Here is a 14,330-nt window from a genome sequence, read left to right as displayed (position 1 = left end):
TTGCACTTCCTTGCGGCCGGGTGGATCCCTGGGTTCAGCCCGGCCTGTTGTGCTACCAAACTCAAAACAGGTGGCTGCATGGGTTCTGCCCTCTTTCTGAGCATCGACCAGGGCACCACCAGTTCCAGGGCGGCGCTGTATGACCACCAGGGCCAGCAGGTGGCCTGCTGCGGTGCCCCCCTGGAGTGCCATTACCCGGCGGATGGCTGGGTGGAGCAGCACCCGGAGGCGATCTGGCAGAGCCAGCTGGCCGCCCTGCAGCAGCTGGAGCAGGCGATCAGCCCGGAGCAGCGCCGCGCCGTGGTGGCCTGCGGGATCGCCAACCAGCGTGAAACCACCGTGCTCTGGCGCCGGGGCACGCAGGAGTCGCTGGCCCCTGCGATCGTGTGGCAGGACGGCCGCACCGCCGCCCTCTGCGCCGCCTGGAAGCAGCAGGGGCTGGAGGCCACCATCCGCCAGCGCACCGGCCTGCTGGTGGACCCCTACTTCAGCGCCAGCAAGATTGTGTGGCTGCTGCGGGAGTTGCCGGCGGCGGCGGCGGCAGCGGCGGCCGGGGAGCTGTGTTTCGGCACCGTGGACAGCTGGCTGCTGTGGCGGCTGTGCGGACGCCATGCCACCGACTGCAGCAATGCCAGCCGCACCCTGCTGATGGACCTGGAGCAGCTGCGCTGGGATCTCGAGCTCGCCTCCAACCTGGGGGTGCCGCCCGACGCCCTGCCGGAACTGCTGCCGAGCCAGGCCGCCTTCGGCACGATCGCGGCGGGGCTGCCCTTTGCCGGCGTGCCGATCACGGCGGTGCTGGGAGACCAGCAGGCCGCCACCCTGGGCCAGAGCTGCCTGACCAGCGGCGAGGGCAAGTGCACCTACGGCACCGGCGCCTTCCTGGTGATCAACACCGGCGCCACGATCCAGCGCTCCGACGCCGGCCTGCTCAGCACCGTCGGCTGGACCGATGCCGCCGGCCGGCCCACCTACTGCCTGGAGGGCAGCCTTTTCAACGCCGGCACCGCCATTCAGTGGCTGCGCGACGGCCTGCAGCTGATCGAGCGCTCCGACCAGGTGAACGCCCTGGCGGCCAGCTGCAGCAGCAGCGGCGGCGTGATGCTGGTGCCCGCCTTCACCGGCTGGGGCACGCCCCACTGGGATCCGGCGGCGCGGGGCCTGCTGATCGGCCTCAGCCGCGACACCGGCCCGGCCCAGCTCGCCCGGGCCACCCTGGAGGGCATCGCCCTGGCGGTGGCCACCCTGGTGGAGCTGGCCGAAGAGGCCCTGGGCGAGCCCCTGCAGGAGCTCGCTGCCGATGGCGGAGCCGCAGCCGCCGATCTGCTGCTCCAGGCCCAGGCCGATGCCACCGGCCTGCCGGTGCGGCGCCGGGCCGACCTGGAGAGCACGGCGCGGGGCGTGGCCCTGCTGGCCGGGGTGCAGGCTGGAGAGCTGGAGGGCCTGGGCGCCTGGAGCGACCTGGCCGAGGCCCCCGGTGCCCGGCGCTTCGAGCCCGCGATCAGCCCGGAGCAGCGCCAACATCGGCAGCAGCGCTGGCGGTCCGCCGTGGAGCGCAGCCTGCACTGGCATGAACCCGACCTGCAGCAGGCCCAAGTGGTAACCCCTTCCGGAGCAGCCTGATGACCGTGGATCTGCTCGTGATCGGTGGCGGGGCCACCGGGGCCAGCGTGGCGCTTGAGGCCGTACGCCGTGGCCTCTCGGTGACCCTGGTGGAGGCGGGCGACATCGCCCAGGGCACCAGCAGCCGCAGCACCAAGCTGCTGCACGGCGGCGTGCGCTACCTGGAACTGGCCTTCCGCCGCCTGGACTGGCGCCAGCTGCAGCTGGTGCGGGAGGCACTGGGGGAGCGGGGCCACTGGCTGGAAGCGGTGCCGTTTCTGGCCCACCGGCTGGAGCTGCTGCTGCCCACCGCCGGCTTCATTCAGCAGGCTTACTACGGCATCGGCCTGGGGCTCTACGACCTGTTGGCCGGGCGCCGCGGCATCGGCGCCAGCCGCTGGCTGGCCCGCGGCACCGTGCAGCAGCAGTTGCCCGAGCTGGCTCCCGGCTACAGCGGCGTGGCCTACAGCGATGGCCAGTTCGACGATGCCCGGCTCAACCTGTTGATCGCCCGCACCGCCGCGGGCCTCGGCGCGAGCGTGCACACCCGCACCCGGGTGGTGGAGCTGCTGCGCCAGCAGGGCCGCCTCAGCGGCGCGGTGGTGGAAGACCTGCAGACGGGCGAGCGCCGCGAGCTGCAGGCCCGGGTGGTGCTCAACGCCACGGGCATCGGCGCCGACGCGATCCGTCGCATGGCCGATCCCGACCAGGGCCCGCGGCTGCAGGCCAGCCGTGGCATCCACCTGGTGCTGAAGGGAAACCTCTGCCCCGGCGGCACCGGCCTGTTGATTCCCGCCACCGACGACGGCCGGGTGCTGTTCGTGCTGCCGTTCTTCGGCCGCACCCTGGTGGGCACCACCGACACCTCCTGCCCGGTCGGGGAGGCCAACGCCCCCAGCGCCGAGGAGGAGGCCTACCTGCTCAGCTACGTGCGGCGCTGGTTCCCCCAGCACGGAGAGCCGCAGGTGTGCAGCCGCTGGGCCGGCGCCCGCCCCCTGCTGCGCCCGGCCAGCGCCGCCAGCCCCGCTGCCGCGGGTGCAGCCCCGGAAACCTCCACCGTGGTGCGCGAGCACGAGGTGGAGCAGCTCCCCTCCGGACTGATCAGCGTGATGGGCGGCAAGTGGACCACCTGCCGCCCCATGGCCCTCGATGGCCTGAAGGCCGTGGCAGCCCAGCTGGGCCGTCCCCTGGCGGAGCCCGCCGGACCCACGCCCATCCTTGGTGCCGAAGAGGAGCCTGAGTCCACCCGCCGGGGGCTGGCCGCCCTGGAGCAGCGCCTCGGCGCTGTGCACCCACCGGCCCTGGTGCAGCATCTGCTGGCCAGCCACGGGTTAGAGGCCGAGGCGGTGCTGGCCTGCGCCGCCTCGGCCCAGGAAAGGGAACCCCTGAGCCCGGTGATTCCACTCACCGCCGCGGAAGTACGCCACGCCGTGCGCCACGAGTGGGCCCGCAGCAGCGACGACGTGCTCTGGCGGCGCTGCCGCCTCGGCTTCGTGGACAGCGCCGAGGCCGAACGACTGCGGCCCGAGGTCCAGCGATTGCTGGATCAGGAGCTGCCGGCCACCGGCTCCGCCCTGTCGGGCTGAGGCGTCTCCTCAGCGTCGGACACCATGCATGTCTCGCCCACGAGCCACCAGAAGAAGCCGTAGGCGGGGAGATAGATGAACCAGCTGTCACTGGCGGCGGGGAACTCACAGCCCCACACCACCTCGCGCATGCGGCTGCCCCGCCACTGGTCTAGATCCAACTGGGTGGAGGCGCCCGTGGCCGACACATTGGCCGCCACCACCATGGTCATGTCGGCGGTGCTGCGGGCGTAGCTCAACACGGAGGGATGGTCGCTCTCCAGCAGCTGGAAATCCCCCAGCCGCAGGGCCGGCAACTGCTGGCGGCTGGTGAGCATGCGGTGATGCCAGTTGAGCAGGGAGCCGGAGAGCTGTTGCTGCACGGCCACGTTCACCACCCGGTAGTCGTAGCCGGGGGCCGTGATCGGCGGCAGCACCAGCAGGGGATCGGGCGCTGTGGAGAAGCCGCCGGCTCGGTCCCGAGTCCAGGCCATCGGCGTGCGGTTGGCATCGCGGTCGCGCAGCCCGGGCCAGTCGCCCATGCCCAGCTCATCGCCGTAGTACAGGCAGGGGATGCCGGGCAGGCTGTAGATGAGGCTGTGCAGGAGGGTGTTGGGGCGTGCATCGCCGTTGAGCATCGGCGCCAGCCGACGGTTGATGCCCCAGTTCAGCCAGTGGCCCTCGGCGTTGGGGAAGCCCGTGCACACCGCCTCCACCACCGCATCGCTCACCAGGTGGCCATCGCCCATCCACAGCTCGTCGTGGTTGCGCAGGGGCAGGGCCCAGCGGCAGCCAGGTACGGCGTTCTGGGCCTCGCGCAGGCAGGTGTAGAGCTGGTCGCAGCGCCCCTGGGCCACCGCCGCGAACAGGTGGGCGGTGAGGGCGAACTCGAAGGCCGCATGCAGCTCCCCCTCCGCCAGGTAGGGGGCCGACTCCTGCACCGGCTGAATCGCTTCGGCCAGCAGCAGCACGTCGCGGTCGCAGGCGTCCACCCGCTGCCGCACCCGCCGCAGGAAGGCGTGGGTCTCAGGCAGGCCCTCGCAGCGGCTGCCCTCCTCCTCGAACAGGAAGGGCACCGCGTCGAGTCGGAAGCCGTCGATCCCCTGCTCCAACCAGAAGTCCACCACCGCCAGCATCTCCTCCTGCACGGCGGGGTTGGCGTAGTTGAGGTCGGGCTGGTGGCGCAGGAAGCGATGCAGGAAGTACTGGCCCGCCACCTCATCCCACTCCCAGTTGGAGCGCTCGTAGTGGCGAAAGAGCACGGGCGCGTCGGCGTAGCCGTCGTCGCGATCCCGCCACACGTAGAAGTCGCGCTCGGAGCTGCCGCTCGGCGCCCAGCGGGCCCGCTGGAACCAGGGGTGCAGCACGCTGGTGTGGTTCAGCACCAGATCGAGCACCACCTTGATGCCGAGCCGATGAGCCCGCTCCAGCAGCTGGCGCAGGTCGGCCATGCAGCCCAGATCAGGGTGGATCGACTTGAAGTCGGTGATGTCGTAGCCGCCGTCCTTGAGCGGAGAGGGGTAGATCGGCGTCATCCAGATCGCGTCCACCCCCAGCCAGCTCAGGTAGGGCAGCCTCTCGCTGATGCCGGCCAGATCGCCGATGCCGTCACCGTTGGCATCGGCAAAGCTGCGCGGCAGCAACTGGTAGATCACACAGCCTTCCCACCAGTGCGCCACCGGATCAGGCATCAGGCATCCAGACCCTCTCGCTCTGTCATGGTTTAAGCGCAAATGGCCGCCAGCGCCAGCACCCGGGCCTCAGCAGCGCAGCCCGCTGGCCTGCTGGAAGCGATGTTCGTGGCGCCGGTCCCAGCCCAGCTGCAGCGTGCTGGCGATCGGCTGGCTGCCCTCGCAGGTCCAGCGCAGCTCGCCGTGGGGGCTGCTGAGCGTGAGCTGCTGGCTGGCACCGTGCCACTCGCGGCTGAGCACCTGCACCGGCAGACCGCCCTCGGTGACTGGATACAGGTGCTCGGGGCGGATGCCCACCAGGATGCCGTCCTGCATCGGCAGCAGGTTGATCTGGGGTCGGCCGATGAAGCGCGCCACCGCCACGTTGGCAGGCGTGCCGTAGAGCTCCTGGGGCGTGCCGCACTGCTGCAGGCGTCCCTGCTGCAGCACGGCGATGCGGTCGGCGATGCCCATGGCCTCCTGCTGGTCGTGGGTCACGTACACCACCGGAGCCTGGCTGCCGCAGAGGATCGTTCGCAGCTGGGGCCGCAGCTCCTCGCGCAGCTGGGCATCGAGGTTGCTCATCGGTTCATCCAGCAGGAACACCCGCGGCTGGCGCAGCAGGGCCCGGGCCAGGGCCACCCGCTGGCGCTGGCCGCCCGAGAGGTCGGCGGGGCGGCGCTGGCTCTGGTCCTCCAGCTGCAGCATGGCCAGCACCCGGGCGATCTCCAGTTGCCGCTGCTGCCGCGACACCCCCCGAAGCTCCATGCCCAGGGAGAGGTTGCGGGCCACGCTCAGGTGCGGGTAGAGCGCATAGCTCTGGAACACCATGGCCACCTGGCGCCGCCCGGCCGGCAGGGCGGTGATGTCGCGCTCACCCAGCAGGATGCGGCCGCCATCGGGCTGATCGAGGCCGGCGATCAGCCGCAGGATCGTGCTCTTGCCGCAGCCGCTCGGCCCCAGCAGCGCCACACACTCGCCCGGCTCCACCCGTAGGTCGATGCCCGCCAGGATCGAGCGCTGGCCGAGGCGGCGTTCCAGGCCTTCGAGGCGCAGGGCAGGGGCTGGTGCGCTGCTCATCCCTTGATCGCTCCCTGGGTGAGGCCGGCCACGATCTGGCGCTGGAACAGCAGCAACAGGGCCAGCAGCGGCACGCTACCCAGCACGGTGGCGGCGGCGAAGGCGCCGTAGGGCACCGTAAACACCGAGGAGCCGGCGATGCGGGCCATGGCCGGCGCCAGGGTGAGCAACTCGCTGCGGCTGAGCCAGGTGAGAGCGATCGGAAACTCGTTCCAGCTGAACAGGAACACCAGCAGCGCCGTGCTCACCACCGAGGGCCCCATCAGCGGCAGCAGGATCCAGCGCAGCCGCTGCCAGAGGCTGAAGCCCTCCAGCACGGCGTTCTCCTCCAGCTCCCGCGGCAGCTCCGCAAAGGCCGCCTGCAGCAGCAGCAGGGCCAGGGGCAGCGACAGACCGGCATAGGGCAGGCACAGGGCCAGCAGGTTGTTGGCCAGCCCCAGCTGCCGCGCCACCTGCAGCAGGGCCAGAAACAGCAGCACGTAGGGGAACACCGCCGCCGCCAGCAGGCCACCGCCCACCAGCAGTCGCAGCAGGCCGCCGCGGCGGCTGAGGGCATAGGCACAGGGGATGGCGAGGGCGAGGGTGAGCAGGGTGCTCAGGGCCCCCACCACGGTGCTGTTGAGCAGGTAGCGCCAGAAGGGGGGATCGCTGCCCAGCACGGCGCCGTAGTTGGCCAGGGTCCAGCCGCGGCCCAGGGCCGCTGCGCCGGCCAGCAGGGCCTCCGGGGTGCGCAGGGAGGTGTAGAGCTGCCAGAGCATGGGCGCCAGACTCCAGATCAGCAGCAGCGCCACCAGGGCCAGGCGACCACGACGGGGGGAAGGGGCCTGGCTCATGCCGCGCCCTCCCGCCGCCGGCGCTGGCTGAGCACCAGGGCCAGGGCGCAGGCCAGCAGCAAAGCAAACATGCCCAGCATCACCGTGGCGCTGTAGCCGAAGTCGAGAAAGCGCATGGCATTGAGGTAGGCGTAGAGGGCCAGGCTCTCGGTGCTGCTGGCGGGGCCGCCGCCGGTGAGCACGGCCACCAGATCGAACACCCCCAGGGCCTGGGCCAGGCGGAACAGCAGCACGATGAAGATGTAGGGGCGCAGCAGCGGCAGGGTGATCCAGCGCAGGGCCTGCCAGGGGCGGCCACCCTCGAGGGCCAGGGCCTCGTAGAGATCGGCCGGAATGCTCTGCAGCCCGGCCAGCAGCAGCAGGGCCACGAAGGGAGTGGTTTTCCAGACATCGGCCAGCACCACGGCCAGCCAGGCCAGCTGGGGCGACGCCAGGAAGGGCAGGCTCGGCAGGCCGATGGTCTGCAGCAGGCCGTTGATCGGCCCGTTGGGGTCGTTGAAGATCCAGCGCCAGCCCAGGGCCATCACGGTGGTGGGCAGGGCCCAGGGCAGCAGGCTGAGGCTGCGCACCAGGCCCCGGCCCCGCCAGCGCTGGTGCAGCAGCAGGGCGATGGCCAGCCCCAGCAGCAGCTCCAGTCCCACCGACACCACCGCGAAGCGCAGGGTCTGGGCGGCGTCCTGCCAGAAGCGGCCGTCGCCGAGCAGCCGCTGCCAGTTGGCCAGCCCCACCGGCACGGGCTCCAGACCCGTGAACACTGACTGGGCCTGCAGGCTCAGCCAGGCGTAGTCCAGGATCGGCCACACGAACACGGCCAGCAGCAGCAGCAGCGCCGGGGCGATCAGCAGCAGGGCGAGGGCCGCACTCATCGCAGCGCCGCCTGGCCGCTCGCCTGCAGCAGCTGCTGGCTGGCTCGCCCAGCCCGGTCCATCGCCTGGGCCGGCGGGGTGTCGCCGGTGATCACGCCACTGAGCTGGCGCTGCACGATGTCGCTGAGCTGGGCGTAGCCGGGGTTGATCGGACGCAGCACCACGGCCTCCAGGGCCTGCTGCAGCACGGGCAGCAGGGGGCGCTCCAGCACCAGCTCCGGGTCGTCGAACAGGGCGGTGAGGGTGGGGGTGTAGCCCCAGCGCCGCACCAGCTGGCGCTGGCTCTCGGCGCCGCTGAGGGCCTGCAGCACCTGCACGGCCTCGGCGGGATGGGGCGTGCCGGCCAGCACCGAGAGTCCCCAGCTGCCCTGGGTGGCGCCGGAGGTCTGACCGGGCTCGGCCACCATGGTGGTGACGCCCACCTTGCCGGCCACGGCGCTCTGGGGCCGTTGCAGCTCCTGCCAGGCGTAGGGCCAGTTGCGCATCAGGGCGGCGTCGCCGGCCTCGAAGCTCTGCAGGGCCTCCGGTTCGGCGAAGTTGGCCACGGCGGCGGGGCTGACGCCCGTGTCGATCAGGGAGCGCATCCAGGCGGCGGCCTGATCGGCGGCGGGTGTCAGCAACCCCATGCCGGGCTGGTCGGCCTGCCAGGCGCCGCCGAAGCCGTGCAACACCTCCAGGAACACGCAGCTGAGGCCTTCGTACTGGCGGCCCTGCCACACGTAGCCCCAGCGCACCCGGCCTTGGCGCTGCAGCTGCTCGGACACGGCCACCAGCTCGGCGGGCGTGCGGGGCGGGGCGTCCATCAGGTCGGTGCGCCAGTAGAGCAGGCCCATGTCGGCCACCAGGGGCAGGCGCCAGAGGCGACCATCGATGCGGTTGCCGGCGCGGGCGCCCGGGGCGAGAGGCTCGAGGGCCTCGGAGCCGAGCCAGTCGTCGAGGGGCAGCAACCAGCCGGCGGCGGCGTACTTGGCCGTCCAGGTGACGTCCATCAGCAGCAGGTCGTAGGGGCTGTCCCCCAGCAGCAGGCTGCTGATGGCCAGATCCGACACCGACTCAGTCTCAAAGGGGCCCCGGGTCACGGCGATGCGCAGATCGCGGTGCTCGCGGTTGAAGGCCGCCACCTGCTCGGCGGTGGCATCGGCGAAGGGAGCGGGCATCAGCACCCGCACCGTGGTGGGCTCCTGAGCACCGGCCAGGCTGCGCCAGCCACCCACGCCCCCAGCCAGGGCGACCACCATCCCGAGCATCAGGCCGAGGGCCAGGAGCCAGCGTCTGGAGGGGAGGCTCAAATCGCGCGCAGGGTGCCCAGTTGCTGTTCGGCCCAGTGCTGCACGGTGAACTCCTCCACCGCCTCCGACATCGAGGCCATTCTCTGGTTCTGCTCCTCCAGGGGCATCTCCAGGGCGGCGACGATGGCCGCGTCCATGCTGCGGTGGGAATAGGGGTTGGTGACCACGGCGTCTTCCAGTTCCACCGAGGCTCCGGAGAACTCCGAGAGCACGAGCACCCCGCCCTGGCCCTGGCGGGCGGCGACGTATTCCTTCGCCACCAGGTTGAGGCCGTCCCGCAGCGGCGTGATCCAGCACACATCCGACTGGCTGAACCAGGCCACCAGCTCGTCGTAGGGGGTGCGGCGGGTGGAGAGGCGCACGGGGGTCCAGTCGATGCGGCCGAAGCGGCCATTGATGCGGCCCACGATCTCTTCCACCGAGCGCTGGATGTCTTCATAGATGCGCATGCCACTGGCGGCGGCCACGCAGGCGAGGAACAGCTCCACCCGGCCATGCCACTGGGGCTGCTGCTCCAGCACCCGCTCGTAGGAGAGCAGCATCTCCTCGTTGCCCTTGGTGTAATCCACCCGGGAGGCCGAGATGATCAACTTGCGGCCGGCATGCTGCTCGGAGATCTGGGTCGCCATCGTCTGCACCTCGGTGCTGTCTCTCAGCTCACGAATCACATCCGGAGAGGTGCCAACCGGTGAGGCCTGGATATGCACCCGACGGCCGTTGTGCTCCAACCAGGGCAACACCGTGGGCTGGGCCAGGGCACTGCCATGGTGGCGGAACTTGACCGCCACAGGCACGGGATCCCCACAGCGGGCGCCGCGCAGATTGATGGCGGTGCGGGAGAAGTTGTCGGCATAGCGGGGAATGTGGAAGCCCACCAGGTCGCAGCAGAGCAGGCTGTCGAGAATTTCATCCCGCCAGGGCAGGATGCTGAACACGTCGTTGGAGGGGAAGGGTGTGTGGTGAAAAAAGGCGATCCTCACATCGGGCCGGAGGGCCCGGATCTGGGCTGGGGCCAGCCAGAGGTTGTAATCGTGCACCCAGATCGTGGCCCCTTCCGCCGCCTCCTCACAGGCCGCACGGGCAAACGACTGGTTGACGCCTACGAAGGTGTCCCAGTCTGAGTTATCAACACTGAAAAGGCCTGGAAAGCTGTGAAGAATAGGCCAGAAGGATTCCTTCGAAGTGACATGATAAAAGCTTGAGATCTGCGTTTCAGTGAGCGGCAGCCGTCGCAGCGTGAACGGGTTGGCCGATGGAACGGTGAGCCGTTCATCAGCAGCATTGACCGCGTCTTCATCCTGGCGCCAGGAAATCCAGGTGCCGGAGCGTTCCTCCAGAAACAGGTTGCGGAGGGTGGGAATGATGCCGTTCGGGCTCTTCTGGTCGACAAACTCAGTACTTCCATCAGCAGCGGTTTTCAGGTCGTAAGGAGAGCGGTGGTACACCAGCACAAAGCTGCTGCCGCCGAAGGCCTGGCTGGAAGCCGAGCGCTCAAGGGTGCTGGGCGTGGTCGGACTGGATGTGGCACGCATGGCTTGGGACACTGGCATCAACAGGAGATCGCTGGACTGAAGGGTGTGGGCCGCATGGCGGATCAGCGTGGGACGAGCCTGGGATCAGCGCGTTCACCAGGCAGGCCGAGGGCCTGATCGCGTCGCCAGCGCTGCGCGCCGAAAAAGATTTGCTGAGTCGAATCTAACGTTCGATACTAGATCATGCGTACCACTTTGTCAAGCGCTTTTCATCGCCGCTTGTGCGTCGCTGATTTCATCAGTGTGCTGGGCAGAGTCACATCAAGCTGATCGATGGGCGGCAAGGATGATGCAGAAGCGATCTCCAGCGAGACTCACTGAGGACACTGCTCCTGCTGACAGGGCCTCTGAGCCGGCACATCCGTGTCGCCCATCCAGCGGTAGAACTCCAATGCTTTCTCGTCGCAAAGTGTGCAGCCATGGCAGCGCTGCGCACGAGGCAGGCGCTGGGCCCGGCCCTTACGCTCAAGCAGATCCAACATGCCTCGCAGAGCGTCAGCTGGTACACCCAGGCTGGCTTCCATCTGGGTGAGCGAAGCCGCTCGATGGTCTCGTAAGTAATTCTTGAGAAGACTAAGAATCACAGGATCTGGATCTCAGAGGGCTTGGGCAGAGGCATCATTCAGCCGCTCGCGCTCCGGGTCCACGGCCCGGGGGCCGATGGCCTTCAAGCCGAGAATGGTGAGGGCAGCAGCCACCATGACGGCCAGAATCCAGCCCATGGACAGGCGCGGATGGCTGGCAAAGGTTCCCACCTGATAGAAGAGGGTGGATGCGGCGTAGGCCAGACCCGTGGTCCAGAGGCCAACAAAGGCTGTCCAGCCCCCGTTGGTTTCCCGGTAGACCGCACCCATGGCGGCCACACAGGGGAAGTAGAGCAGCACAAAGATCAGGTAGGCAAAAGCTCCGATCCTGCCGTTGAAGCGGGTGGCCATGGCTCCGAACGTTCCCACCCCAACCGCTTGCGCCTCGGCCGCTGAATCCACGTTGCTGACATCACCCACAGTGATCCCAGGGGGTCGAGCAGCATGGCGGGAACCTCCGAGAGGTTGGCTGGAATGGTGGCGACCGCCTCGGCCAGGCCATCCCAGAAGCGGAAGTCGTCGTCGGCCTGGGGAGCGAGGCCTCGGGCCGCATCATCCTGAGCCCCAAGCGTGGAATAGAGCGCATCAAGGGTGCCCACAACGGCCTCCTTGGCAAACACACCCGTGAAAATTCCCACCGTGGCCGGCCAGTTCTCCTGACGGATGCCGAGAGGGCTGAAGACAGGAGTGATCGATCGGCTGACACTGCTGAGCACAGATCGATCACTGTTCTCATTGGAAAAGCTGCCATCAACACCCACTGAACTGAGGATGCTGAGCACCATCACCATGATCACAATCACTTTTCCGGCCCGCATGATGAAGCTTTTCAACCGCTCCCAGGCTCGGATCAGCACCCCTGTGATGGTGGGCATGTGGTAGGCCGGCAACTCCATGACGAAATGGGATGCCTGGCCACGCAGGATGGTGGTTTTCAGGATCAGGCCGGTGAGCACGGCCATGGCAATACCGATGAGGTAAAGACCAAACACCACATTCTGACCGGATAAAGGGAAAAAGGCCGCAGCGAATAGCGCGTAGACCGGCAGTCGCGCCCCACAGGACATGAAGGGATTCATCATGATCGTGAGCAACCGATCGCGCCTGTTTTCAAGCGTACGGGTGGCCATGATGGCAGGCACATTGCAGCCAAATCCGATCAGCATGGGTACGAATGATTTGCCTGGCAGGCCGATCAAGCGCATGAAGCGATCCATCACGAAGGCCGCCCGGGCCATGTAGCCCGAATCCTCCAGGATGGCCAGAAAAAGGAACAGGATTCCAATGATGGGAATGAACGTGGCTACAGTCTGGATGCCGGCACCGACACCTCCGGCAAGGATCAGGATCAGCCATTCAGGCATCTGAGCCGCAGCCAGCAGGGCGCCGAATCCATCCACGAAGATGGTGCCCGCAGCAATGTCAAAGAAATCAATAAATGCTCCACCGATGTTGATCGTCACCAGAAAGAGTGCATACATCACCAACAGGAAGATGGGGATCCCCAGCCACCGGTTCAGCACCACCTGATCGATCCGGTCTGACACACTGCGGCTGACGAGACGGGTCTGCCTGGCCACGCCAGAGACCAGCTGCCGGATCCAGCCGTAGCGGCTGTCGGCGAAGACCACATCGATGTCTTCCTGGAGAACCTGGCGGATGCGGCGCCGATGGCTCGCCACCTGCTGGCTCAGCTCGCGCCGGCCGGTTAGCAGGGTCTCGCCCTGGGAACCGCCCTCCAGAAGCTTGAGGGCCAGCCAGCGGTGGTCCGGCGTGAGGCTGCCGGCGCCCACAGCGGCGCTCAAGCAGCCGAGCTGGGGCATCAGGGCGGCAATGGCATCTTCCACCACTGGCGGGTAGGCCACATAGGGCCGGGGTGGCGTCGGGCTCTGCAGCTCACGCTCCACGCCATGCAGGAGGCTCTCCACCCCGATGCCCTTTGCGGCCACCAGCGGAACGACCGGGGATCCCAGTCGCTCGGAGAGGGCGACGCTGTCGGTGGCGAAGCCCGCCTCTTCGGCCACATCGATCATGTTGAGCACCACGATCATGGGGAGACGCATCTCCATGATCTGGGCAGTGAGATAGAGATTCCGCTCCAGATTCGAGGCATCAACAATATTAATGATCAGATTCACTTTGCCGGAGGTCAGGTAATCCCTGGCCACCTTTTCATCGAGGCCTCCCTGGGAATCAGCCAGGTCAAGCGAGTAGATACCAGGCAGATCCACGAGCCGCACCGGCATGGAGCCAACCTCGAGCAGGCCTTCCTTGCGCTCGACCGTGACTCCGGGCCAATTGCCAACCCTCTGATTGGTGCCAGTCAGCTCGTTGAACAGGGTTGTCTTGCCACAATTCGGATTGCCACAAAGGGCGATGATGGCTTCAGGCATGGCGTAGCACCGTAACGATCAACATGTCAGCTTCATGCTTGCGCAGCATGAGTGAGAATCCCCGCACTTTCAATTCCACCGGATCGCCCATTGGGGCATGGCGAGTGACTTCAAACTCGGTTCCAGGAGTGAGGCCCATGGCCAGAAGTTTCTGGCGGTAACTTCTCGAGCCCTGCCGATACCCCTGAACACGGCCGCGGCTGCCTGCGGGGAGGGTCTGCAGCTGCACCTGATCCACCGGGGGCGCTGAGCCGGGCTGCTGCGTGGGTCTCTGGGGTGAGATGTCCATGGATGAAGCGAGCGATGGAATGGAGCTTGACGGCGCTTCCGGGGCGATCTCGACGGCTGAGCGGCGGACCCGGATGGCTCGGCTCATTGCCCCATCCAGTGCCAGGCGGGCATTGGCGACCGCCACCAGATGGGAGTCGCGGGCAGCGCGCATCACCACCCGCAGTGAGCGACCCCGATGCAGGCCCATGCTGATCAACCTGTCCCTGAGCTCGGCCTGGGCGCTCACCTCCACAACCCAGAGCGGTTCCTCCAGGCAAGCCTCAGCGAGCAGAAACGACGACGCATCGAGGCTGGATGGGTTGGCTGGATCGCCTGGTTTCACGTACGCCGCGGCAGAGCGCCAGAGCCCGGGCCAGGAGCTCCACCGCCGCAGGGCAGCCACACCTTTGCCGATATCAGAGCGGGGCAATGCAGACCTCTACTCCTGAACCACACACCTTGTTTAGCTGTCCCGTGTCAATCAGGTTGACGGGTGGCGTCAATCTGGTTGACCGGTAGAGAGTGGTTGTTCGGAAGCCCGCTGGAGCCTGAGATCGCAGCGGGGATCGGGATCGTGACCAGGCTGTCGCGGCGCGTCAATCACGTTGTGGTTCCGGCGGCCATCTCAAGGCGGGTGGGCCAGTTT

Annotated in this window: 12 protein-coding genes; 2 read left to right on the top strand and 10 right to left on the bottom strand. The window is 68.0% G+C overall.

Annotated features, from left to right (window positions below; all coding sequences use genetic code 11):
• Positions 1-78: 78 nt before the first annotated feature.
• Both IQ216_RS05165 and IQ216_RS05160 read left to right on the top strand, forming a co-directional pair.
• The gene (locus IQ216_RS05165; RefSeq protein ID WP_193814611.1) at positions 79-1,623 is read left to right on the top strand and encodes a glycerol kinase GlpK; all 1,545 of its coding nucleotides are present in this window, start codon (positions 79-81) and stop codon (positions 1,621-1,623) included.
• The gene (locus tag IQ216_RS05160; protein ID WP_193814609.1) at positions 1,623-3,188 is read left to right on the top strand and encodes a glycerol-3-phosphate dehydrogenase/oxidase; all 1,566 of its coding nucleotides are present in this window, start codon (positions 1,623-1,625) and stop codon (positions 3,186-3,188) included. Before IQ216_RS05165 ends, IQ216_RS05160 begins: the two co-directional genes overlap by 1 nt.
• On the opposite strand, the gene IQ216_RS05155 is transcribed toward IQ216_RS05160, so the two are convergent.
• The 10 genes from IQ216_RS05155 to IQ216_RS14130 all read right to left on the bottom strand — a co-directional run bounded on the left by IQ216_RS05155 (position 3,149) and on the right by IQ216_RS14130 (position 14,027).
• Positions 3,149-4,858, bottom strand: coding sequence for an alpha-amylase family protein (locus tag IQ216_RS05155; RefSeq protein WP_193814608.1), 1,710 nt, complete (start codon positions 4,856-4,858; stop codon positions 3,149-3,151). The genes IQ216_RS05160 and IQ216_RS05155 overlap by 40 nt on opposite strands.
• Positions 4,859-4,927: 69 nt before the next feature.
• Complete coding sequence (locus IQ216_RS05150; RefSeq protein ID WP_193814607.1) at positions 4,928-5,917, bottom strand: ABC transporter ATP-binding protein; 990 nt, start codon at positions 5,915-5,917, stop codon at positions 4,928-4,930.
• Positions 5,914-6,750, bottom strand: a complete 837-nt coding sequence (locus IQ216_RS05145; protein WP_193814606.1) for a carbohydrate ABC transporter permease — start codon at positions 6,748-6,750, stop codon at positions 5,914-5,916. Before IQ216_RS05145 ends, IQ216_RS05150 begins: the two co-directional genes overlap by 4 nt.
• Positions 6,747-7,616: a carbohydrate ABC transporter permease gene (locus IQ216_RS05140; protein WP_186698069.1), complete on the bottom strand. Its 870-nt coding sequence runs from the start codon at positions 7,614-7,616 to the stop codon at positions 6,747-6,749. Before IQ216_RS05140 ends, IQ216_RS05145 begins: the two co-directional genes overlap by 4 nt.
• On the bottom strand, positions 7,613-8,905 hold the full coding sequence (locus IQ216_RS05135) for an ABC transporter substrate-binding protein (protein ID WP_370566610.1): 1,293 nt from the start codon (positions 8,903-8,905) through the stop codon (positions 7,613-7,615). The genes IQ216_RS05140 and IQ216_RS05135 overlap by 4 nt, the downstream gene beginning before the upstream one ends.
• The gene (ggpS, locus tag IQ216_RS05130; RefSeq protein ID WP_228007162.1) at positions 8,902-10,455 is read right to left on the bottom strand and encodes a glucosylglycerol-phosphate synthase; all 1,554 of its coding nucleotides are present in this window, start codon (positions 10,453-10,455) and stop codon (positions 8,902-8,904) included. Before ggpS ends, IQ216_RS05135 begins: the two co-directional genes overlap by 4 nt.
• A gap of 296 nt (positions 10,456-10,751) precedes the next feature.
• A complete protein-coding gene (locus tag IQ216_RS14670; RefSeq protein WP_193814354.1) occupies positions 10,752-11,021 on the bottom strand; it encodes a FeoC-like transcriptional regulator in 270 nt (89 codons plus the stop codon).
• A gap of 12 nt (positions 11,022-11,033) precedes the next feature.
• Positions 11,034-11,372, bottom strand: a complete 339-nt coding sequence (locus IQ216_RS14135) for a nucleoside recognition domain-containing protein (protein WP_228007091.1) — start codon at positions 11,370-11,372, stop codon at positions 11,034-11,036.
• Complete coding sequence (gene feoB / locus IQ216_RS05120) at positions 11,327-13,414, bottom strand: Fe(2+) transporter permease subunit FeoB (RefSeq protein ID WP_228007092.1); 2,088 nt, start codon at positions 13,412-13,414, stop codon at positions 11,327-11,329. The genes IQ216_RS14135 and feoB overlap by 46 nt, the downstream gene beginning before the upstream one ends.
• Complete coding sequence (locus IQ216_RS14130; RefSeq protein ID WP_370566593.1) at positions 13,407-14,027, bottom strand: ferrous iron transport protein A; 621 nt, start codon at positions 14,025-14,027, stop codon at positions 13,407-13,409. Before IQ216_RS14130 ends, feoB begins: the two co-directional genes overlap by 8 nt.
• Positions 14,028-14,330 lie beyond the last annotated feature (303 nt).

Origin of the sequence: Cyanobium sp. LEGE 06143 (genome assembly GCF_015207535.1) — a bacterium.
Classification (GTDB): Bacteria; Cyanobacteriota; Cyanobacteriia; order PCC-6307; family Cyanobiaceae; genus NIES-981.
This window is presented reverse-complemented; position numbering and strand designations above follow the sequence as displayed.